Raw genomic sequence first — 23,222 nt, 5'->3', positions numbered from 1 at the left:
TCTCAGTCGGTCGGCGTGGGGGTGACGGTGTCCAGGCGGGCCGAGACGACCGGGCCGCCGTCCATGCGGGCGACGGTGAAGAAGGTCAGCTCGGCGAGGGTCGCGTCGAGTTCGCCGCTGACCTCCTGCGCGCCGGGCCGGCCGTCCCACTCGACCACCTCGTGGGTCTGTCCGTCACGGGTCACTCCGAAGAGTCGGTAACGGATGCCGGTCTCCAACCCGACGACACTGGCGACGATCGTCGACCGGCCCTCGGTCTCGGCGATCGAGACCGACAGGCGAGCCGAACCGCCTCCCACGCCTTCGGCGGTCGCCACGCCGACCGGGGTGACCACCGTCGGCTCGCCGGTCAACCGGGGCAGCCCGACGGCCAGGCCGCCGGCGAGGATGACGGTCGCGGCCAGTGCGCCGGCAGCGAGCCGTAGTCGGCGGGAGAACCGGCGTCGGGTGGTGGCCGGGCGGGCGCCGCGGGGACCGGTCGGGGCCGTCCGCCCCTGCGGGCCGGTGGAGGTCGGTCGGGCGCCGGGCTGGTCGTCGACCTCGCCGGACCGAGGGGCCGGTGCCACGGTGGGCGCGTCGGTGGGGGCGGTGTCCGTGGGCACGACGGCCACGGATCCGGGCGTGGGGTGCGGGTCCAGGTCGGACGGCTCGTCGTCGAGTTGTGCCAGGGCCAGCGCGAGGGGTCCCACCCGGTCGCACTCGTCGAGGCACTCCGTGCAGCCGGCGAGGTGCACCTCGAATGCCGCCTCGGAGTCGGTGTCCAGCGCACCGGCCAGATAGAGGGCGCAGGTCTGCCGCGCTGCTGCGTGGTCGTTGTCGAGGTCAGTCATCGGGCAGGTCCGGATCGGCGCGGTGCTGCGGCGGATGGCACATGTCATACCCCGTCCGTCGGCCCGACGATGGCGCGCAGTGCCCGCAGCCCGTAGTGGGCGCGGGACTTGACCGTACCCTCGGGGATGTCGAGCCGGGCGGCGATCTCGGCGGTGGACCGGCCGTGGAAGTACAGGTCGATCAACACCGTACGCTGCTCCGGCTTGAGCCTCGGCAGGGCGTCGTGGACGGTGTGCACGGCGACTATCTCCTCGACGTGGTCGGTCGTGGTCGGCATCCGGGAGACGTCGACGGCGCCGACCTCGGTGGGGCGGGCCTGTCGGGCCCGCGCCGCGTCGATCGCGATCCGTCGGGCCACGATGAACAGCCAGCGGCGCTGGGTCTCCGGGTCCGACGACAGGTGGTCGATGTTGCGCCAGGCCCGGACCATCGTCTCCTGCAACAGGTCCTCGGCGATGTGTCGGGCCCCGAGCGAGAGCTTGAGCAGGAAGCGGAACAGCGGTTCGGAGTGGGTCTCGTAGATCAGGCTCATCCGGGTGTCGGGTGTCGGTGTCTCGTCCGGTGTGGCTGAGGCGTCCGCACCGGCCCCGCTCGACACCGTCGCCACCGACCCGCCTTTCCTGTCCGGCCACCGTCGATGCCGGGGCGGGGCGGATTCCGTGGCCCTGCCCGGCTTCGTGTACCGACGGCGCGGGCGACAGCATACGGGCGTCACCTGACGATCCTGTTTCGACTCGCGCATGGTCGCCGATGTCACATGTGGACAGTCGCTCGGGCCCGGACGTCGTCGACTCGCAGGGTTCGCAGGTCGTCGACGCTGGGGGCGGTGACCGAGCGGAGCCGGCGCGCCTGCCGGGTGACCACCTCGTCGAGCAGTTGTCGGGCGTACCGGCCGTTGCCGAACGTACGCCCGGTCTCCACCTTCTCGAAGTGGCCGCGCAGGGCCGTCAACGTGTCACCCGGGCATTCGTAGCCGCTGGCCCGGGCCAGCCCCTCGAAGATCGCGACGAGTTCGTCCGGCGAGTAGTCGTCGAAGTGGATCCGGCGGGTGAACCGGGACTGCAGGCCGGCGTTGGCGGCCAGGAAGGCGGCCATCTCCGCCTCGTATCCGGCGGCGATCACCACCACCTCGTCGCGGTGGTCCTCCATGAGCTTGACCAGGGTGTCGATCGCCTCCCGTCCGAAGTCGTTGCGGGCGTCCGGCGGCGCGAGGGTGTACGCCTCGTCGATGAAGAGGACACCGCCACGGGCCCGTTCGAACGCCTCCTTGGTCCGGTGCGCGGTGTGGCCCACGTACTCTCCGACGAGGTCGGCGCGGGCGACCTCGACCAGTTGCCCGGCCGGCAGCACCCCGAGCGCGTGGAGCAGCCGGCCGTAGAGGCGGGCGACGGTGGTCTTGCCGGTGCCGGGTGGGCCGGAGAAGACCAGGTGTCGCGAGACCGACGGGGCGGGCAGTCCGGCCCGGACCCGTTGGCGGATGTTGGCGAGCAGGTCGATCAGTTCGGCCACCTCGCGTTTCACACCGGCAAGTCCGATCATGTTGCCGAGTTCACCGAGCAGCATGTCCAGTTCGGAGAGTCGGGGCGTACCCGGGCTGCCCTCGGCTTCGGGCGCGACACCGAGGTCCTGCGGCAGAAGTTGGGCCAGTTCCACGCCGGAGGAGGCGCCGGCCTCGGAGAGCCGGAACGCCTGCCGGCCGATCATGTCCTCGAACACCTTGCGGGCGACCCGGGCGTTGCCGAACGACTCGCCACGTGGCATCGCCCGGAACCATCCGGTCAGCGCCAGGCGGGTGTCGTACTCCAGGGAGTAGTGGTGGGTGCTGCACAGCCGCTCGACGATGGTGACCAGCTCGTCGTCGGTGTAGCTGTCGAACTCCACGGTGCGGGAGAAGCGGGATGCCAGCCCCGGATTCGATTCGAGGAAGGCCCGCATCTGCGGGGAGTATCCGGCGACGATCACCACCACCTCGTCGCGGTGGTCCTCCATGAGCTTGACCAGGGTGTCGATCGCCTCCCGCCCGAAGTCGTGACCGCCGCCGCCGTCGACCGGGGCCAGCGTGTACGCCTCGTCGAGGAACAGCACGCCACCGATCGCCTCGGTGAACCGTTGCGTGGTCTTCACCGCCGTGCCGCCGACGTGTTCGGCGACCAGGTCGGCGCGGGACACCTCGACCAGTTGTCCGCCGGGCAGCACCTGGAGGGCGGCCAGGATCTGGCCGTAGAGGCGGGCCACCGTGGTCTTGCCGGTGCCGGGCGCGCCGGCGAAGACCATGTGCCGGGACATCGGCGGCATCGGCAGGCCGGCGGCACTCCGTCGCTGCGCCACCCGGTGCAGTCCGACCAGGGTCGCCACCTCGCGTTTGACCCCGGCGAGTCCGACCAGCGCGTCGAGTTCCGCCAACAACGGGGTGGCCGGGTCGCCGCCCGGTCGGTCCGGCCCGTCCACGGCGGCGGTTGGTTCCGGTGCCGGGATGCCGGTCGTCGTCGGGGCGGGCCGGCCGGCTGGTGCCGGGCCGTCCTGACGTGGGTCGCCCTCCGCCGGTACGGGTCCGGTCCGGCGCACCTGTCGGCCGGCGTTGCCACGGACGGTCGTGCCATCCATCGGGACCGGCTCCAGCGTCTCCACCACCACGCCGTCGCCGGCGTTGTCGAAGATCTCGCACCGGTCGAGCCGCCCCACGGACCGGCCGGCGAACCGGATGCCGGAGCCGGCGCAGCCGTGCACCCGAGTGTGGGCCAGCCGAAGCCGTGCCCCGGAGCCGACGTCGGCACCCGACCCTCCGGTCTGACCGACGTCGCAGGAGGTCGCGGTGACCGATCCGCCCTCGTCGACGAGCAATCCGACACCGCCGCCACGGATCCGGCAGTCGGTCAGGGTCAGCGCGCCGTCGGCGGCCACCCGGACCGTGGCCGTGCCGCCGGTGAACGTGCCGCCCTGGACGGTGCCCCGACCGCCGTCGACGGATTCGACGGCGTGGCCGGTGCAGTCGCGGACCGTCGCGTCGGTCAGCACCGGGTCCGCACCGGCGCGCACCAGGAATCCGGTCCGGCCGCCGTCCACGCTCACCCCGGTGAACGCGCCACCGACCGGACCGTCGAGCAGCACCGCGATCCCGGTACCGCCCTCGATCCGACCGCCCTCGACCCGGGGTGCGGCCGATCCGGTGACGGCGAACGCAGCCGCCCGGGTCGCGCTGATCCGGCAGTCGAGCAGCGCGCCGGTGGCGTTCTCCAGCACGATCACGCCGTGGCCGGCGGTGCCGGTGACGGTGCACCGACGGGCGGTCGGATCGGCGTCCCCGGAGACGACGACGCCGTGCCCGCCGAGGTCGCGGAACTCGCAGTCGTCGAGGACCGGCCGACCGCCGGTGACGATCAGCCCGGAGCCTGGGCTGTCGTGCACGACGCAGCGTTCGACGCGTACCGCGCCGTCCTGCTCGACCGCGACGGCCGGGCCGTCGACCGCGCTGATGTCGCAGCCGACCACCAGGCCCCGACCGGCACGGGTGGACAGCACCCCCGCGCCCCGCACGTCGGTGACCGTGCAGTCACGCAGGACCGGGTCGGCGCCGCCGGCGATGACGACGGCAGCCGCTCCCACGTCGCGCACGGTGGTGCCGGTGACCGTACCGGCCGCACCGCCGTCGATCAGGAGACCGGCGCCGCCCGGATTGCTGAGAAGGCAGTCGCCCAGTTCGAGGCGACCGGCGGCGACGTGCACGCCGACCACCGCGTCGGCGCGTACCTCGCACTGGGTCATGCGCAGCGTGCCGGTGGCGATCTGGACCGTCGGGAAGGCCTCGTCGCCGCCGGTGAGGACCAGCCCGCGCAGCACCACGGCGCCACCGGCTTGGAACACCGCCGGACCATCGACGCCGTGTACGGTGACCGACCCCCGACCGTCCTCGGCGACGAGGGTCACGTCGCCGGTGAGTCGTAGCCGTTCCCGGTAGACGCCCGGCTGCACGGCGACGGTGGCGCCAGGCCGGGCCAGCGCGAGCGCGTCGGAGATGGTCGGCAGGCAGTCCGGATCGGTCTGGGAGACCGACAGCACACCCTGGCTCACGGTCGGGTACCTCCACGTTCGGGCTCGGATGCCGGACCGGTGGCATCGCAGACGAGACGCCGGCCGTCGTCGTGCAGGCCGGGCGCGAACCGCAGCAGCCGGTGGGTCGCGTGCGGGGCGGCGGTGGCGGGCGGTGGCGGGGCGTCCTGTTCCAGTGCCTGACGAAGCCGCTCGCGCATCCGGCCGACCGCGTGGGCGGGTTGCGACCCGACACCGGTCAGGTCGCCGAGCAGCACCCGGGCCGGTCGGTCGTCGGTCTCGGCCGGGTCGACCGCGAGCACGACGAAGCGGCTGCCGGGCGGGAAGAGTGCCCCTGATCCGAACCGGTCGACGCGGCGGGCGGTGGCCGACCAGACGGCGAACTCCACGGTGGTCGCCGGGGCCGGCCGCCGGACCAGATCCACGTCGACGAAGGCGGGCTCGACCAGTTCGTCGCCGGGCCGGTAGCCGGCGAGGACCGTGGCGGGGACCTCGCCGTGGGCGTGCACCGCCCCGAGGACGGTGGGCAGCCGACGCAGTCCGTGCAGGGCACCCCGGGCGAGCAGTAGCCGGTCCGGGGTGTCGTCGGTGCCGCCGCGCAGGGCGGCGTTGATCCGGTCGCGCTCGGTTCCGCAGAACGCGCACAGGGCGACCAGTGCGGCGACCACGTCGGCGGCGGTGCCGGCGGCCCGGAGTCCGGGCTCCTCGGCCAGCACCCGGGTCACCATCCGGGCGTATCCGTCGTAGCGGCCGTCGAGCACCTGTCGGAGCCGGGTCCGGTCGTCCGGGTCCCACCTGTCGTCGAGCCTGCGGACGACGGCGCGGGGCGGGACCGGTCCGGACGCCCGCTCCGGGTGCGGGCCACCCGGGCTGGTGGGCCGGTGCGGCGGCCGGGCTGCCCCGGTATCCGCCGGTACGTCGGGCGATGTCTCGCCGGAGGCCAGGACCGACGGAACACCGGCCTGCGTGGTCCGGACCGGGTGCACGGGGATCGGGACGAAAGCGTCGGTGGCGGGCCGAACGGGGGCGGCTTGCGTCGAGTCGGTACGGCGCGGCTCGGGGTTGGTCGGGTCCGGCGGGTCTGCCGGCGCGGGTGCCGGGACCCGCGCCGGATCGGGCCTCGGTCCGTCCGGGAGCCGGGGGCCCTCGGCGGGTTCGACGGCCTTCGGCGCGCGCCACCGGTCGCCGTCGCGCAACTCGATGAGCATGGCAGGGGCCAGTGGCGTCGGTCCGTCGCTCGCCGCAGGGCCGTGCGGCACCGGGGCGACGGGCAGCGTTGCACCGACCTCCTGCGCACGTGGTGCGGTGGGACCTACGCGGGGCGGCCAGCGATGGAACGTCGCCGGGGTCGTCAGGGTGCCGTCGGCGGCGGCGGTGACGATGTCGGTGCAGACGAGGATCGGTTCGCCGAGGGCGGTGGCCAGTCCACCGAAGATCAGTCCGGCGGCGGCCGGACCGGTCGGTGCCGTGCCGGTGACGACCAGCACCATCGGCTGGTGATCGTCGGCCCGCACCGTGGTGAGCAGGGTGGCCAGGGTCGCCGGTGGTACCGGCCGACCGACGATCCGGAATCCGGTCGGGCCGACCTCGATCTCCACCACGAATCCCGCTGCGGCGGTCCCGGTGGCGGGCGCACCGGTGACCGGTGAACCGGTGTCCAGCAACGACCAGCCGGTGGCGGTGCGTCGACCCGGCGGGGTGGGACGGGTCGACGGTGCCGGGGTGGGCCAGACATGGCCGGTTCCGGCCGGGCGGCCGGGTGGGTAGACCAGCCACTCGTACGGGCCGGTCAACCCGGTCTGGTCCACCGGCAGTGGGTCTCGTGGAATCGTCACCGCCTGACCGATCCGCTCCGCCAGTCCTCGTGCGGCCCGGTCGACGACGGAACGGTCGGCATAGTCACCGAGCGGCAGCAACCGGATCCCGTCGGCGCTGCCGCCCAGCTCCGCCCCGAGCACCCGGGACAGCACCACGAAGAACTGCGGCAGGGCGGTCACCTGCGGCGTACTGACCACCGTGATCCGGTCGGTCTCGGCGGGCAGCGACCCGACGAGGCGTACCACCGGGTCCCGGTCCTCTGCCGCGGTGCGCAGCAGCAGCGCGTCGCCGACCGGTTCGGTCAGCACCCCTGTCACCGCCACCGTCGTCGCGGCCATCCGCGGTTCTCCCTTCCGCCGGTGGTGGGCGTCCCGGCCCGAGTGCCCCCACTACGACCGCCGGACCGGTGCGGTTCACGGTCGGCGCGCAGTTTCCCGTCGACCCGTGGTCGTCGCCCACAGCGCGGCCCGGGCACGGTGCAGTGCGGCGGGCCCGACCTGGGGCGGGTGCGGGCCGCAGGCGCGCAGGTGGGCCAGGAAGGTGGGCCCGGGTGCGAGCCGGTGCCGGTCGAGGTAGTAGGTGACCATGTCGCTCCAGATCCACTCGCCGTCGGTGCGCAGGTCCGTGGGTACGGTCCCGGTCCGGGTGCGGTCCAGGGCGTCGTCCAGGAACGTCGCGGTGGTCAGCAGCGGCACACCGTACGCGAGACGGGTCAGCACCCGATCGCGGTCCGGCCCGTCGAGGCGGGGTTGGTCGGGGGCGAAGCCGGGCGACTCGGCGAACCGGACCGGGGCGGTTGGCCGGGGTGTCCACAGCAGCGCCGCACAGTCCAGGGCGATCCGGTGCTGTGCGGGAAGGGTCGGCTCGTCGTCGAAGACCTGCACCAGTGGTGTGCTCTCCCCCGCCTCGCGGAGCACGGCCTGCAACCGGGCGGCGGCGCTCGGCAGCGCGCCGTCGGGTCGGTGCACGAGGTAGACGCGTCGGGGTGGGGTGCCGTCGGTCGGGTAGCGCCACGACCGCCACAGCGCCTCGACGCCGGTCAGCGCCGGCATCGAGGCGACGATCGCGGTGTCCACCGGGTCCGGTGCACCCGGGCCGACATATCCGCTGGTGAGGTCGAGGATGGCCGGCAGCCGCTGTTCGGCCAGCGCCGTGGGGTCGGCGGGCGCCAGCGCGTACATGGGTAGCGGCGGCCCGTCGGTGCGGCGGACCTCGGCGAGGGCGGCGGTGTCGGCCCCCGACGACGACAGCGTCTCGGAGAGTACGACGACGTCCGCGGCCGTCAGCGCGACGTCACCGGTCAGCGCGGTGAACACGACCGCTTCGGCCACATCGCGCACCAGGCCCTCGGCCAGCCAGGTGCGGGCCTCGCTGACCAGGTCGTCGGGGAAGTGCCCGTCGAGGCGGAGCAGGAGGTGGTGCAGCGCGAGAGAGGGATGCTCGGTCATGGTCCCGCCTGGAAGGTCGTGGGGAGGTGGCCGTGGACGGCGGCGAACCGGTCGGCGGCGGCCACCGGGTCGGTGCCCTGGACCAGTGCCTCCTGGACCCGGGTGCGCAGTCCGTCGAGAAACGTCGGGTCGACCGGTGGGGACAGGTCGTACCGCATGACGACGGCGTCGACGGCCTGGTGCAGTGCGGTCGGATCGAGATCGGAGCGGTGCCACCGGAGGCTGCTCCCCGACGCGGTGGTGCCGGACGGTGGCGGGTGCACGCCACCGGCCCACGTGGTGCCGTCGGCCGGTTCGAGGGACTGGAAATGGTTGAATGCACGGGCGACGTAGAGACGGTGGGGCGCCGACGGCTGCAACGGCTGGGGTGCCCCGGTCACGACCGGCACACGGCCGGGGCCCGCGTCGATGGGGACGACGACGAGGTCGAGGTCCAGTGCCAGCGCCAGGGCGGTCGGCACGTCGTCGCCGATCGCCGAGTTCCACAGGTCGCGCTGCCGCATCGCGGCCTCCAGCAGTTCCACACCGCTGGGTGCCCGCCCGTGCCGTTCCACGGTGTCGAGGATCCGTCTGACCACCTCGGCGTTGCCGGCCTCGCCACGATCGGTGAAGTGGACGGCCAGCATCCCGAGGATGTTGCGGTCGCCGCGGTCGATCCGGTCGGCGACCTCCCGGAGCCACTGCACCCTCGGCTGCCGTTGCTCCCGCTCGGCGACGGCGGTCCGCACGTGGTCCGCGAGGGTCCCAGCGGTGGCCGGGTCCTGGGCGGTCAGCAGGGCGCGCAGGTCCTCCCGGGTGAGGTCGTCGACGCCGACGACGCCGTGTGTCCGGGCGCGACGGCGTAGCTCGTCGAGCTCCGCCTCGGCACGCCAGGTCTCCCGGGTCTCGGCGGTGGCCGGCACGTACTCCCAGCCGGGGGTGAGTCGGGTGTCGGCGTGCTGATGGTGGAGCTGGTCGGCGATGATCTGGCCGGCGGTACGACCGAGATGTGGCTCGAACCTCGCCGGCTGCTGCGCTATCAGGTCGGCGGCATGGGCGCGGAGGTCCGCCGGGCCGGCCGGGTCGCCGGGCAGCGGGACGCGTTGCCGGCGGCTCGCTTCGAGCACCGCCCAGAACAGACAGTCGCGGTCGTCGGGAACGTCACGCAGCCGCAGTCGCCCGGCACCGGGCACGTCGATCGGGATTCCGCCCGGACGCCAGGCCCGGGTGCGTTCGCGCAACCGGCGCAGCTCGGCGTGGTCCGGGCTGTCGTGCGGCACGCGGGACAGCATGCGGTCGATGCGGTCGCGCAGGCCGTCGACCATCTGTCGGGTCTGTGCGACGGACAGCAGCCGCCGCACGTCGGCGATGGTCTGTCCGACCTCGGACCGGCTACCGTCGGATCGGTCCATCGGGGCGTTGGAGAGTCGCTGGTGACCGCCGGTGTCCTGCCGGGACCGCTGGTGCGGCGACCCACCGGTGTGGGAGGGGTCCTTCGCTGCGGCCGGGTCGCGGTCCTGATCGAGGCCCGTACCCGTTTGCCGGCCGTCGGTCGGACCGTCCCCGTCGGTCGGACCGTCCCCTGGTGGCGGTGGTCCAGGTGGGCGGGGAGATCCGCCGTTCCGGTCGACGCTGCGCAGGCCGTCGGTCTCGACGATGAGGAGACCCCGTTCCTGCCGCGCCTGCCAGCCGAGCGGCACCCCGTGCGTGTCCTCGTCGTCCTGGTCGGTGCGGTCGGCCCGCGTGGTCTCGTCGCGGCCGGATCGGTCGGGAGTGCCCTCGTGGCCGGCTCGCCGCGTCTCCGGCGGTGCGAAGATCCGGTCCAGTTCTCCCGGCGTCAGTCGCAGATACCGGGTCGGGTCCAGCTCGACGATCAGGGCGTGGGCGGTCGCGATCTGGTGGTTCAGGACCGAGCCGACCAGCGGGTCGGGCAGATGCGCGGGGACGGTGTCCGGGTCGAGGGCGAGGTAGGCGGCCAGCAGCGATTCGGCCAGGACCTCGCCTCGGCCGATCCAGTCGGGCGCGTCGTCGGCCGAGGCGGTGAGCCGGACCTCCTGCTCCGTCACCGTCTGCCGCCAGTCGTCGATCGCCTCCCAGAGTTCGAGCAGGTGTGTCCGTCGTTGCGCGACGGTGGCGTCGGCGGGGAGCCGGTCGACGATGTCAGCGAGTCGGGCGTGGTGGACGAGCCACTCGGTCGGGGCCTCGAACCGCTGTCGACGCCATGTCGACACCGCCGCGTCCCGCTGCGGGACCTGGCCGTCCGGCGCCTCGCCGGAGCGGGCGACCCGATCGGTGGGGTCGCCCCGCGACGCGCCTCGTTCGAGGTGCACGGTGTCGATACCGAGCAGCGCGGACAGGTCGGCGGTGTCGCCCGACATGTCGACCGAGAGCAGTGGCCGGTGGCCGTCCTGTCGGAGCCGGTCCAGGAGGTACGCCTGGTCGGCACGGTCGTCGGCGTTCGGGTCGGCCGTCGGCGGCGCACCGGTCAGGTGGGGGTCGGTGAACAGGTCGGGACGGCGGTTCCGCAGGGCAGGGCCGGGGTCGTCGCCGATCAGCAGCACCCGTCCGGTCGGGTGGCGGTCCTGGTACTCCCGCGCGAGTTGTTCCAGGAAGGCGTCCGGCAGGTCAGGTTCGGGGGACGTGCCCGGTTCCGGTGCCCGGCGGCGGACCCAGAGCAGCATCACCGGCTGCCCGTCGTCGAGCCCGAGCAGGCGGATCCTGTCGTCGAGGTCGTTGCGGCGTTCCTGAGACAGCCCGCCGAGCAGGTCGGCGCGGAGCCGGTCCCGGGTGGCCGGGTCGTCGGGGCGGTGCGACTCGCTCGTGGTCGAACCTCTGCGACGGCCGCCGACGGGACGGGCGGTCCGTCGGCGGCGGTGCTCGGCCGGGGGCGTCGGGGGGTCGGTGTCGGTCGACGGAGCCCGGGTGTGGGCCAGCCGGCGGGCGACGACGTGCGGATCGGTGCCGTCGAGCAGCGCGGCGGTGACCCGGTAACCGTGGTCGAGCAGCGCGGCGGCCGATTGTGGCGTACCGGCGCTGCGGCCGGCGACGATGGCGTCCACCCGGTGTCGGAGTGGGACCAGTGTGTCGGGGTCGAGTGCCGCGAGGCGCCGGTCGACGGTGGCCCGGTCGACCGGTGGCAGACCGGGCGGGGGTGCAGGCGACAGGGGCCGGTCGGTGAACTCGGAGGCGTACCGGGCGGCGGCTTCGCTCGTGCCGGTGCGCCAGGCGGCCTCGATCTCCTCGGCCAGGGCGAGGAGCGCGGCGGCTCGGGCCAGCAGGTGGTCGCCGCCGGCTCGACCGCCGGGTCCGACCAGACGGCGGAACTCCTTGTGCAGGTCGCGCCCGGCGGCTCTGCGGTGGAGCCCACCCGCGGTGTGCGTAAGCCTGGCTGCGGTGCGCTGGAGACCGGCCACGGTGTGCTGGATCCGGACGGACCTGGTCTGGAACCAGGCGCGGTGCCCTGCGCCGGGTGGTGGGAGCTGGTGACGCAGCACCCGACGCTGGGCCCGCAACACCGGGGTCAGGTCGGGCTCGGTGGGCGCGTTCGCCGTGACCTGGTCGAGCAGTGCGCGGGCGGCAGCGGCCAGGTCCACCAGCCGCTGGTCGACACCGGGTTGCCCGGATGGCTCCCGGCCCGCGTCGTCGCCCGTATCCGGAGTCAGCTCACCGCGACGCACCAGGTCGGCGAGTGGGACGAGCTGGTCCCGGTGCGCCCGGGCGGTCGCCAGGTGGCGCAGTTGGTCGACGGTGGCGGAACGCGGTCGGCGCAGCGCCGTCCGGAAGTCAGCGGTGTGGCGGTCCAGGGCGGTCGCCAGGTCCTCGGCGGTGGTCAGGGCGAGGGTGTCCAGGGCCTGGCCGCGATCCTGCTCGAACCGTCGTCGGGCTGCGTCGTTCTCCGGCAACGCCGGGATCCCGTGGGCTGTGGCGTCGGCCGGTTGTCGGTCGCGGCCCGCGGCCAGCCGGTCGGCGAGTCCCTCGGCGTCCGCTCTGGCCTGTAGGTATCGCTCCTGGGCCGCCCGGCTCTCGATCCGGGCCGCCGTGGCCTGCGCTTCGGCCTGGTCGCGCCGGCTGTCTGTCGCGTCCGGGGGAAGGTCGCGTAGCTCGGTCTCGGCGGCACGCCACTCGGCTGCCCGCTGCAACCAGTCGGCCCGGCTCGTCAACGCGTTCTCCCAGGCCGCCACCGTCGAGTCGATGGCGTGGCGGCGGGCCGGGTCGGTGTCGTCGAGCCAGCCGTTGGCCCGGGCGACCTCCTCGGGTACCTGCACCTCGATCGTGCCGGGCAGCGTCACCTCGGTGCCGGCCCGGTCCCCGAGCGGGTCCGTCGGCTCGCGGACCACGTGCCGTTCCTGCACCGTGAAGGTGAAGACCATCGTGCGACCCCGGTACTTCACGTTCGAGCCGGTGTTGGCGGTCGTACCGGACCGGGCGGCGCTGCCCGAGCCGACTCCGAGCTGGCCCGGCATCGGCGCGTCGTGCCGGGTGACCGGGTTGACGCCGGAGGTCCCGGTGCGGAGGTCGACCTCGAAGCCGGCGAGGTTGCGGGACTGCGTCTGGGTGCTGGTCGCCACCGATACCTGTTTGGGTCGTTCCATCCGGTCGTCGGTGACGATCCGGGCCAGCGACGGCGGGCCGAGGCGCGCGTACCGTTCGAGGACCGCGCGGTAGCGCGGCGCGATACCGGGGCCGGTCAGTCCGGTCGTGACGCCCTCGTTCGCGATCCGGGGGTACTGGGCCTTGGACCATTCCGGGGTGGCCTGGTCGTGGACGGCTGCCGGGACGATGGACCGTGGGTTGCGCAGCGGGTCGGTGCCGATGGCCCGCTGGAGACGCGAGGTGCGCGCGTGGGCGGCGACCGCCATCCGGGCGGCGTCCTCGGACGCCCGCGCGGCGGGGAAGGACGTGACCATCGCCTCGGTCGGCAGGCGGGTGCCGCCGCGCTGCCACCGCCGTATGGCGTTCGGTTCGGTCTGTGCGGAGGTCAGGGCACGTGGTCCGCCGGTGGGCCGGTCTGCGGACGGCGGTTCGGGTGCGGGTTCGCGGACCCGCGTGGCGGACTCGGGGATCCGCAGTCGGATCGGTACCCGGATCGGGGTTGTGCGGTGCGTGTCCGAGGTGGTGACGGTCAGTTCGAGGATGCTCTCGAACTCGATCAGTGGTCCGGTTCCGGTGACGACGCGCTCGTCGACCGCAGCCGTGGCGGTGGACCGGTCCGCGTCACTCTGGTGTCCGAGGCGGGCACCGGGGCCGGCGCCGAACACTCCGCCGTGGTGTTTGGGAGGGTTCTCCGGGTCGCTGCCGCTGGTGTCCCGCCCGGGGACGTAGCTCCCGCTGACGTCCACGGTGATGCCTTTCGACCTGTCCACGGCGGCGGTGTGGTTGGCCTTCGTGTAGTACTCGATCTCGGTCGGGTCGGAGATGACCTCTGTCAGGCGCGGCGGGGTGAGTCGGGCCCGGATCCGGACGTCGACTCCGGTGGTCGTCCGCGCCACGAAGGCGAACCGGCGCATGCGTCGCCGGTCGTAGAGGCGTACCAGGAGGTCGTTGGAGAGCAGGCTGTCGACGAACGCGGCCAGGCCGAACCGGCCGAAGATCGCCTTGGCCCGGCCGACGTTGCCGAGCGGATCCCGCAGCGGCTCGTCCGGAAGCAGGTCGACGCCCTGTTCCCGGAGCCGGTCCCGGATCTGCTGGTAGAGGTCCGGGCCGCCCAGGTTGTCCACCCAGGCTCGGCCCAGGTCACCGGAGTCCAGCGTCAGGTTGTCCGGGATCCGCCAGGTCGGGGCACCGGTCGCCGGGGGTAGGTGGATGGTCTGCGGTGGGGTGGGTGGATCCGGCGGCAGCGGCAGAGTCGGGATCTGCCGGTCGGCGTTGGCCGGGTCGGCGTTGTGCTGTTCGATCCAGGCGTTGGTGGTGTGGATGTCGCGGAGGGCGACGGCGATGAGCATGCCGCTCTCGACCGACACCCGCTGGTGCCGGAGACCGATCGCGCCGGTGAGGAAGTCGGACGCACCGGCCCACCGGGTCCGTGCCGTCAGGTGCCAGTCGCCGTCGACCCGGTAGAACACGAACGGGCCGCTCTGGACGACGTTGCGTTCGGCACCACCGGTGTCGGTGACCGTCGTGGTACGCAGGTCGTCGTGCCACTGCACCCCGGGTTGCAGGCTGGCGTTGCCGGCGTAGTCGCCGTCGCCCCGGTGCCCGAACAGCCCGAACAGGCGCAGGGTGTGCATTCCCCCGGTGACCTGCGCCGAGGTGATCGGGTAGCTGCCCGCCATCGACGACTCGAGCTCCCAGGAACCGGGGTCGACCGGGCGGAAGGCGGTCGGCGCGAACGCGACCTGCAACGAGCCGAGGTCGTCGCGGAACACTCCCCCGGCGAACAGCGTGCCCGAGGTCTCGCCGGGGGTGATCAGGTTACGGGTCCGCCCGTTGGCGAACTCGGGGGTGAAGAACGCGTCGATCTGGCTACGGGACGCGGTGCCCGGGGCGGTCAGCACGTCGCCGTGCGGCAGCCCTTCGAGCAGGTCCAGCGCCGCGTCCCGGATCGGGGCGAGCGGACCGACGCCCTCGGTGTGGAACCGCAGCGGCAGGCCGGCGAAGGGCAGCGGCGGCGGTGCGGTCTCGGTGACGTCGTGGAGGACCGGGACTGCCCGGTCGTCCGTGGCACCGTCCGGCCGGGGGGCCGGCTCCTCGACCCCCATCCGGTCGGCCCACAACTCGGACAGCCAGATCCGCATCCGGCCGGGCCGAAGCCGGATGGTCTGCGGGGTGCCGGAGAACTCCAGGTGGCCTGCGCGCAGGTCCTGCCCGTCCGGCAACCCGACCCACTGCTGGTCACTGCGGTGCGACAGCAGACCTGCGGTGACGGTGCGGTACAGCGCCCGGGGGCGGGTGTACGACGACACCGTCACCTGGAAGTCGAGGTCGAGTTCGTACTCCCGGGCCGTGGTCCGGCCGTCCTTCGGCGTCGGGCTGACCGACATCTCCACCTGGGCGAGCTGCTGCCCGGTCGCCAGCTTGCGTCCGTTGGTGCGGGTGTACTGGTAGCCGACGCCGGCGGCGGCCAGCGCCCGAGACGACGGCTTGCGCCAGCGGTCGAAGAAGCCGAAGCGGATGCCGGCCTGGTAGTCGCGACTGACCGAGGTGTGGGCCTGCGCGCGGTCGCCACCGATGTCGGTCTCCCGCATCGAGATCGACTGGGACTGGCCGGTGCGGCGTCCCGCGGTCCTGGTCGCGGTCAGCACGATCCGGACGTACTCGTTGCGGTACCAGCCGTACCGCTTCAGCTCCACCACGATCCCGGTGTCGAAGAGGCTGTCCACCATGGCGCGGACCGCCGGCTGGCTCAGGGTGGTCCGCAGAGACTCCTCGTTGCGGCGGTGTTCCATCAGCTCCCGCAGGGTGCGGATGGTGTCCACCGGTGCCGGTCCGTCGACGACGAAGCCCGGGTACGCCCGCAGGACGGTCTCGATGTCGGCGAGGACCTCGGCGAGTCCCGTCACGTCCCGTACCGCGCCGTCACCGAGCGGTCCGGTCACCACCTGGGCGTCGTCCGGCAGGCGGGCGCCCTGGCCGGTGGGCAGGTCCGGCGGCAGGTCGGTCGCCGCCCGGACGAAGAGGTGGTCGGGTTCGGTGGAGGCCTCGTCTATCCCGGCGCCCTGGATTCTCCAGGTGACCGGGTAGTCGCGTAGCTCGGTCTCGCCGGTGTAGATGACCGCCCGTTTGCGTCCGCCGCTGCCGCCGCCCAGCGCCGCCTGTTCCCGGCGGCCGGAGACCCCGACGCCGACCGACCCGGTCAGCGGTATCCCCGTCTCGTCGCGCGGCCCGTTCCACCCGGCCCGGAGCGCCGCCCCGAAACTCGCCGAGGCCGCCGCGCTGTGCTCGTTGGCGACCACCAGTTGAGTACTGTCGCGCAAGACCACGTCGGTGGCGGTGGACCGGAGGGTGTGCTCGGCGCTGCTGGCCGTGATGGTGAACGGCCCGGCGACCTCGTTGGTCGTCTCGTTCCACAGGGCCGGGATACGCAGTCCGCCGGTGAACTCCTCCAGTGCCGCCTCGACGTTGCGGGCGCTGAGCAGGCGGGACAGTTCGGCCCGGCTCGCCGAGCCGACCGCGAACAGCCCGGGTGGCAGCGTGCGCTCGGCCAGCTGCCACAGCTCGGGCACGACTGCGGCCTCGACCTGGTGGACCCGGGGGGTGGTCGACGGTCCGAGTCCTTCGGCGCGTTGCTCGTTGCGGTCGGCGACCAGGGCGTGCCGGGGGATCTTCAGGATCGCCTCGGTGGGTATCTCCCCGGCCGGGCCGACCTGCTGGTTGGTCCCGTCGGCGGCGCGTTCCCACAGCTCCAACCGGTACGTCGCCCGCGCCGCGATCCGGTCCGCGCCGTTGCTCGGCCGGGCCTGCCGGTGGGTCACCAGGGAGCGGAGCGTGGACAGTGCCTGCGTCAGGCGCCGGAGGGTGGCGTGCAGGTTGAGTCCACCGCCGACGAAACCGGGCTCGACGGCGCCGGCCGGGCTCACCGTCAGCGAGGCGTCGACGCCACCGCTCTTCGACTTGGTGATGCCGCTCGCGGTGGTGACCGCACCCGCCCGGTCGATCCGGGTCAGCACGGTGTCCGGGTCCTGGTCAGGGGTGCGGCGCAGTTCGTCGAGCGTCACCGAGACGCGGAGTTCGACCTGCCGACCGTCGACGGTGACCGGGACGTGCTCCCCTCGACCGACGAGCCCGTGCAGGTCGCCGCTGCCGTCGGCGTCGTTGTGCAGCCGGCGGAGGAACTCGTCGAGGCCGCGTACCTTCCGGCTGCCGCGCTGCCGGACGAGGTCACGCGCGGCCTGCTCGACCTCGGCGAGGCCGGTCACCCGGACCACCTCCGCGGCACCCAGGGAACCGGCGGTCAGGTAGCCGACCGCCACCAGGCCGTCGTCGAGCGAGTCCGGCGCGGGATGCTCCCCGTCCCGGTGGTCGACGGTGAGCAGTGCCGTCTCCTCGGCACTGGCGGTCCCGTTCCCCTCGATGCCCTCGATGCCCTCGGTCCTCGGCGGCGGGACGACCGTCTCGTCGTCGCCGTCGGAGTCCGTCCCGGTTTCGGCGGGCGCGTCCAGCCGTCCGCCGGTGGTGTCCGACGAGCGACCGCCGATCGGCACGTCCAGGCCCCGGACCGGGCCGTCGACCGGTACGCCGTCCGTGGTCGGGACGAACAGCACCGTGTCGGGCTGAATCGAGAGGTCGGCGAGCGTACCGTTCTGGCCGTCGAGGAAGACCACCCCGTTGTGGTCGTGGATCACGTTGAACGCGTGGGCGAAGTCCCGGCCCGCCCGGTGTACCACGACGATGCCCCGCGACCCCTGCGGCGCGGAGCGCATGACCCGGGTGACGGCGGCGAAGTCCGCCACGGCCACCGGTGCGCGGTCGCGGTAGCGGGTCAGGTGCTCCAGTGGGGCCAGCGTGGACGGTGACGACTGTAGGCGTTCACCGGGTCGCAGTTTCTCGGTGAACGCCATGTCGGTGACGATCGCCGTGAGTACGCAGTTGGTGCCGAACTCGCCCTTGCGACGCCGGAGCGGGTTGATCCCGGGAAGCCACGGGTAGTCACGCTGGACGACCGTGGCGTCCGGTCGGGGGTCGGTTCGCGGCGTTGCCTCGGTTCCCGACTCGGCGTCCCGCGCGCGGAGGTCCCCACGCGGTCCACCGTTCGTTTGCGGGGTGGTGTCAGTCGGGGTGGCGTCCGTCGGGGTGGCCGGGCTGAGGCTCGATGCGCCGGTGCCGGTGCTCGCCCCGGTGGCAGCCGCGGTGGGCACGGCTGCCGGCCGGCCGGTGAGCGGGGCGGTGGGCGGCGACACGGAGGCGGTGGTGGTCGAGGCGGACGGCACCGGCGTCGGCGCGGCGGTGGAGGTGGTCAGGGACGACGCCGGTGACGGCACGGGGGTGGCGACCGTGCCCGCCACGGTTGCCGGCCGGACCGGCACCGGAGCGTTCGACGGCGTACCGGATGACCCGGTGGGTGCCGGGCCGGTGGACGAGACCGTGGTACCGGCCGGGGTGATCGTGGTGGTCGCCGCCGACGGCACCGGCGTGGGGGCGGCGGGACGTGTGGGCGACGGCCCACCGTTCGTGGTGGGGCCGGCGGTCGATCCGCCGCCGTTCGGGGGCGTGCTCGCCGGGGACGCGCCGGTGCTGGAGACGGGCGTGGTTGCGGCGTTGGGTGTGGTGACCGGGGTGGGGGTCGCGGCCCCCTGGCCGCCCATCGAGGGTGCGGCGGGCGCTGGGGGCACCGGCGCGGCAGACGGTGCCGGTGGCGCGACGAACGGCCCGCCCGACGTGGTGACGGCTGCCGCCGGGACCGCCGATGGCCGGGCGTCGTTCGACGGGGCTGCGCCGGTACTCGACGGGTCAACGGTGCCGTTTCCCCCGTTCCCGCCGGTGGTGGTCGGGGCGCTCGCGACACCGTTGCCGGTGACGGCACCCGCTGCTACCGGTCCGCCCGCCGCTACCAGTCCGCCGGGCGGGTACGGCCCCGTCGGGTCGACCTGGTGTCCGGTGCCGACCCCGGTGCCGTCCGACGGTGGTGATCCTGACCGGTCGGCATCCCGCCCTCCGGGCGTACCGGATGCGGCGGCTCGGTCCGGCCCGGTGGACGTGGTGGATCTGCCGTCGGAGGGACCTCCGGACGCACCGACCACGGCGGGCGCGCCGGTACCGCCGGTGCCGTCGGGGGCGTCGGGGGCGGCGGGGGCGCCGGCCCCGTCCGGGCCGGGTGGTGGCGGAGTGTCCGCCGACGACGGGCCGTCGAGGGGCGGCGGGGGGCCATCAGGCGGTGGGGACGAGGACTTCGAGGTGGGATCCGGTGTCGGCGTCGTGCGAGGGGGCCCCGGGTCGTCGGGCTCGGCGTCGCGGGTACTGCCGTCGGGGTCCGGCCGGATCGCGTCGCCGATGTTCGTGCCGGCGGCGCTGGCCGCTCCGGACACCGCCCCGGAGACCGCCGCCGCGCCCCCGACGTTCCATCCCTGGCCGGTCATCACCCCGTAGAGGCCCTCGGTCAGATACTCGACGACTGCCTCGGAGGCCATCTCACCGGCCGCGTCGGCGGTGGCCTGGCGCCCGGTCGGCTTGGGCTCGGGAGTGGTGAGCGCCTGGCGGAACGTCGAACCGGGAGGCGGCACGGAGTCGGCGCCGGTGTCGGTCAGCGCCCGCGCGCCGGGGCCGCCGAGTCGCCGGGCCAGCAGGTTGATCGCCGGACCGAGGAAGGTGGAGACCGCGCCACCGAGCGCGCCGACCGCTGCGGCGTCGCGGGTCAGCTTGCCGTCCCAGCGGTCGCGGGTGCCCATCGACAGTTGCAGCCGCTGGACGATGGCGTCCATCAGCACCTGAAGGCCGATGCCGACCACCTGGTTGACGGCGACCATCTGGATCAGCCGGCCGAGCAGCGTACGGACCAGGAAGCGGAACACGGCGACCCGGGCGGCCAGCCAGTTCAGGGCCGCGCCCGGGTTGAAGAACGAGAAGGCGAGGGCGACGATGAAGTCGATCATCAGCTGGATCAACGCGCCGATGATCATCATCTTGACGTACTGGACCTGGGTGCCCGAGGCGCGGCTCTTGGCGCCGAGGTCACGCAACTGCTCGGCGGCGGCGGCGAGGTAGCCGGGGTTGCGGACGTACCCCTGCATCGACTCGACGAACGCCTCGTCGGCCCGGCCGGACACACCGCGTCGGATGGAGCGGACGGCGTCGACGAGGAGCGGAAGGGCGGAGTCGACCCCGTCAGCCGCGCCGCTGTAGGCGCGTGAGAGCCCGAACAGGCGGTCCTCGTCGGTCCCGGGGAAGTCCTCCCCCGAGATCCACTTGAGAAAGCCGGCCAGGTCGTCCGACGCCTCGATTCCCATCTCCGCTCACCTCCCCCGGTCCGGCACCGTCAGGTACGCACCGGACCGTTGCCGGACCAGCCGGTCGCCGTATCCCCGTTCTCCGCCTCGTACCTGGCCAGCAACGCGGCCAGATCCGCCACGCGGCTGCCGTCGCCGACCGCCAGCTCCCGCAGGCCGGTCAGCACGTACCTCGCCAGCGGCAACTCGCGGTCCAGGTCGGCGGCGACCGCCTCGTCGACCTCGCCGCGGACGCTGAGCACGACCGGGGTGTTCGCACCCACCTCACCCTCGAACGTCTCGACGACCGCCTGCATGTGGGCGAAGTAGGCGGCGAACGCCTCCTGGCGCAGCCGGTCCGTGTCCGCCGACAGCGGGGCGCTCACGGTCGGCTCCCGGCGCCGTCACCGCTGTCTGCCGCCGCTGCCCCGGTCGGCCGGGACGGGGGCGGATCGGCGCCGGGCCATGGGTCGTTCACCAGCCGGATCGCGTCGCGCATCATCGACTCGAAGTCGGCCTCTCCGTTGACCATGTCGAGGACCGGCATCCCGGGCGGCAGGACTGCGGCGAACGCGGTGGCGACGGCTGCCTGGGCCTGCTGTCGGGCCGCTCCGATGGTGTCGACGAGCAGGGTCGCCAGCTCGGCCGACGGCATGCTGCGGTACGACCGGCTCAGGAACCGGATGTCGACGAGATCGCCACGGCTGTTGACGGTGACCGTGATGACCCGGTTCTTCGACGTCACGCTCGTCTCGGAGCCGTCCAGACGGGACTGCACGTCGGCGATCGCCGCCTGGCTGGCGGCCAGTTCGGCGTACGCCTGCTCGATCTGGTCCTGCATCGGACCGGGCATGTCGTTACCTCCTCCTAGTTCCGGCGCCGGGTGGTGTCCCGGTGCGTCGGGCCGTACGGCGATCCCGGGCCACGCGACGGCACGTTCGACCGGCCGGGACGCACACCCTCACCGGAGTCCGCCTCGTCGAGGTCGTCGCGACCGATCACGGCCGGGGCGCAGTCGGGATCGGTGCCCCACACCTCTTCCTCCTCCGCGAGCCAGGTGCTCCGTTCGCGGTCCTTGTCGGTGTCGCGGCCGCCGCCCTGTCCCATGCCACCCATGGGCGGCATCATCGGGAAGCCGCCCATGCCGCCCACCCCGGGTATCCCGGCGCCGGCGGCGCCGGCTGCCCCAGCGGGTCCGAACGGTGCACCGGCCAGGAACCCGCCACTGGTGACCGCGCCGGTGCCGTTGCCGGCCACACCGGCGAAGCCGGGTAGCGCCGAACCCGCCACGTAGCCGGGCGGTGGTTCGCCGATCGGACCGATGACGGCACCGCCGTTGAGGCCGGCCGAGGAGCCGCCGGAGTCGAAGCCACCGGAACCCACACCGCCGACCGCCCCCGGGTCGACGACCGAGGGGTATGACGTGGGCGGCGGCGTCAGGCCGCCCAGGCCGCCGCTACCGCCGGTCGACACGCCGCCCGACGCCGAGCCGTCACGGCCCGGCCCGCCGACGACACCCGAGTCACCGCCGGACGGATTCGGCGGGGTGAGGCCGCCCAGGCCGCCGCTACCACCGGAACCGGGCCGGGAACCGCCGCCGGACGTCCCGCCACCGGGCGCACCACCGACGACACCACCGCCCAGGCCCGGCAGGAGGGTGCCGGGGCCGACCGCGCCGCCGCTGCCGACACCACCGGTACCACCGCCCAGCCCGTCGAGGCCCACAGTGCCGCTGGATCCGCCGCCGCCAAGTCCGGACGGGTCGAATCCACCGGCGGACGGCCCGCCGGTGGACCCCCCACTCGCGCCACCGTCGCCGAACGCTCCGCCCGAACCGCCGCCGGATCCCCCGGCACCGAGGCCGGACGGGTCGAAGGATCCGCTGGAACCGGAACCTCCCGGACCGCCGCCGATGTTCGCGCCGCCGAAGCCCTCACCACCCGGACCACCGCCGAAGTCGGCGCCGCCCGAGCCGCCGCCACCGAACTCCGCGCCGCCCGAGCCGCCGCCACCGCCCCCGAACTCCGCCCCACCGGAGCCGCCGTCGTTCCCGCCACCGCCGATGTTCGCGCCGCCGAACTCGTCACCGCCAGGACCACCGCCGAAGTCGGAGCCGCCGGAGCCGCCCCCGCCCGGCCCGTTGCCGAACGGGTTGTTCGGACCGTTGCCGAACGGGTTGTCGTCCTGCGGCGAGTAGTAGACGCCCCGGTACAGCGGGAAGACCCCGCGCCGCATCGCCTGGATCGTCAGGTTGAAGCTGGTGATGAGCGCCTGGGTGGCGTTGACCGAGGCGAGGTTCAACGCCTCCAGGTTGCTGACCCAGGTCGACTTCATCGCGTCGTTCAGTTGGTTCCAGCCGTCGTTGCTCATCAGGTCGTACGTGCCGAGACCCTGGTCCGGGAACGAGAACGTCCACGGCTGTTCGGGCCCGGCCGTCCAGGTCCCGCTGCTCGTCCGCGCGTCGTGCTCGTCGACCTGGCGCTCCATGGCGCGCAGCACCTCCCACACCAGCCAGTTCGGGTCGTGGTAGCGGTAGGCGACGAACGCGTTCCAGGCGTTCTCCATCGCGGTCTTGAAGGTGCCGATCGCGGTGCTGTTGTCGTTGAGCAGTTGGACCCAGTCACCCTGTTCGGTGATGTTCTCCTTGAGATAGAGCATGGTCCGGGCCATGTCGGCCATGGCGAAGACGAACGCGTCGGCGGCCGTGCCGTCGAAGCCGGCCCGGTCCTGGTCGATCCGGTCGACCACGGCCCGGACGGCCGGTTGGCCGCCGTTCATCAGCCAGTCCGTCACCTGCCAGTAGAGGTGGGCGGCGTCGGAGAAGGTCTGGGCGTCCAGGAACTGGTTGGCGCGGATGCCGGAGACGATCGGACCGCTGGCGTTCACCGTCCGCTGCGAATGGCTGGCCGGGGAGTCGTCGCCGCCCTCGAAGAAGGTGACCCAGCCCCGGATGAGCTGGAAGTACATCCGGGAGTCCCGGCCGCCGTGCCGGCGTTTGCGATAGAGGGTGATCCGGTTCCAGCCCTCCTGGTCACCGGGCATCCAGTGGTTCCACGGGCTCTGGTTGCCGTTCTCGGTCACCTGCCAGAACGAGGTGTCGAGCTGGATCCAGGTGTTGCGGGCCGCGACCCCCGGGTCCGCCTGTTCCTCGGACCCGAGCACGTCCCGCAACGCCGGCATCCACTCCATGGACCGGCTGCCGGTGAACGCGTCACCAGGCTGGGTCATGTTGCTCCTTCCG

Annotated in this window: 9 protein-coding genes; all 9 read right to left on the bottom strand. The window is 73.5% G+C overall.

What is annotated here, in order from left to right; genetic code table 11:
- Positions 1-2: 2 nt before the first annotated feature.
- Entirely contained in the window at positions 3-830 is an 828-nt protein-coding gene (locus ABZ738_RS22830; RefSeq protein ID WP_357216118.1) for a zf-HC2 domain-containing protein, read from the bottom strand.
- Positions 831-874: 44 nt separating this feature from the next.
- Entirely contained in the window at positions 875-1,438 is a 564-nt protein-coding gene (locus ABZ738_RS22825; RefSeq protein WP_236145703.1) for a sigma-70 family RNA polymerase sigma factor, read from the bottom strand.
- A gap of 146 nt (positions 1,439-1,584) precedes the next feature.
- Positions 1,585-4,899, bottom strand: a complete 3,315-nt coding sequence (locus tag ABZ738_RS22820; RefSeq protein ID WP_357216114.1) for a right-handed parallel beta-helix repeat-containing protein — start codon at positions 4,897-4,899, stop codon at positions 1,585-1,587.
- Entirely contained in the window at positions 4,896-7,034 is a 2,139-nt protein-coding gene (locus ABZ738_RS22815; protein ID WP_357216111.1) for a hypothetical protein, read from the bottom strand. Before ABZ738_RS22815 ends, ABZ738_RS22820 begins: the two co-directional genes overlap by 4 nt.
- 75 nt (positions 7,035-7,109) lie before the next feature.
- Complete coding sequence (locus tag ABZ738_RS22810) at positions 7,110-8,144, bottom strand: hypothetical protein (protein ID WP_357216108.1); 1,035 nt, start codon at positions 8,142-8,144, stop codon at positions 7,110-7,112.
- Positions 8,141-20,002 carry a toxin glutamine deamidase domain-containing protein gene (locus ABZ738_RS22805; protein WP_357216105.1) on the bottom strand — a complete coding sequence of 3,954 codons (11,862 nt, stop codon included), beginning with the start codon at positions 20,000-20,002 and terminating at the stop codon, positions 8,141-8,143. Before ABZ738_RS22805 ends, ABZ738_RS22810 begins: the two co-directional genes overlap by 4 nt.
- Before the next feature lie 29 nt (positions 20,003-20,031).
- Complete coding sequence (locus ABZ738_RS22800) at positions 20,032-20,367, bottom strand: hypothetical protein (protein ID WP_131053789.1); 336 nt, start codon at positions 20,365-20,367, stop codon at positions 20,032-20,034.
- Positions 20,364-20,834, bottom strand: a complete 471-nt coding sequence (locus tag ABZ738_RS22795) for a YbaB/EbfC family nucleoid-associated protein (protein WP_357216102.1) — start codon at positions 20,832-20,834, stop codon at positions 20,364-20,366. The genes ABZ738_RS22800 and ABZ738_RS22795 overlap by 4 nt, the downstream gene beginning before the upstream one ends.
- A 14-nt stretch (positions 20,835-20,848) precedes the next feature.
- On the bottom strand, positions 20,849-23,209 hold the full coding sequence (locus tag ABZ738_RS22790; protein ID WP_357216099.1) for a hypothetical protein: 2,361 nt from the start codon (positions 23,207-23,209) through the stop codon (positions 20,849-20,851).
- Positions 23,210-23,222 lie beyond the last annotated feature (13 nt).

Source organism: Micromonospora sp. NPDC047793 (assembly GCF_040642635.1).
Taxonomy (GTDB): Bacteria; Actinomycetota; Actinomycetes; order Mycobacteriales; family Micromonosporaceae; genus Micromonospora.
The sequence above is the reverse complement of the archived record's forward strand: the minus strand, read 5'-3'. Positions and strand labels throughout refer to the sequence as shown.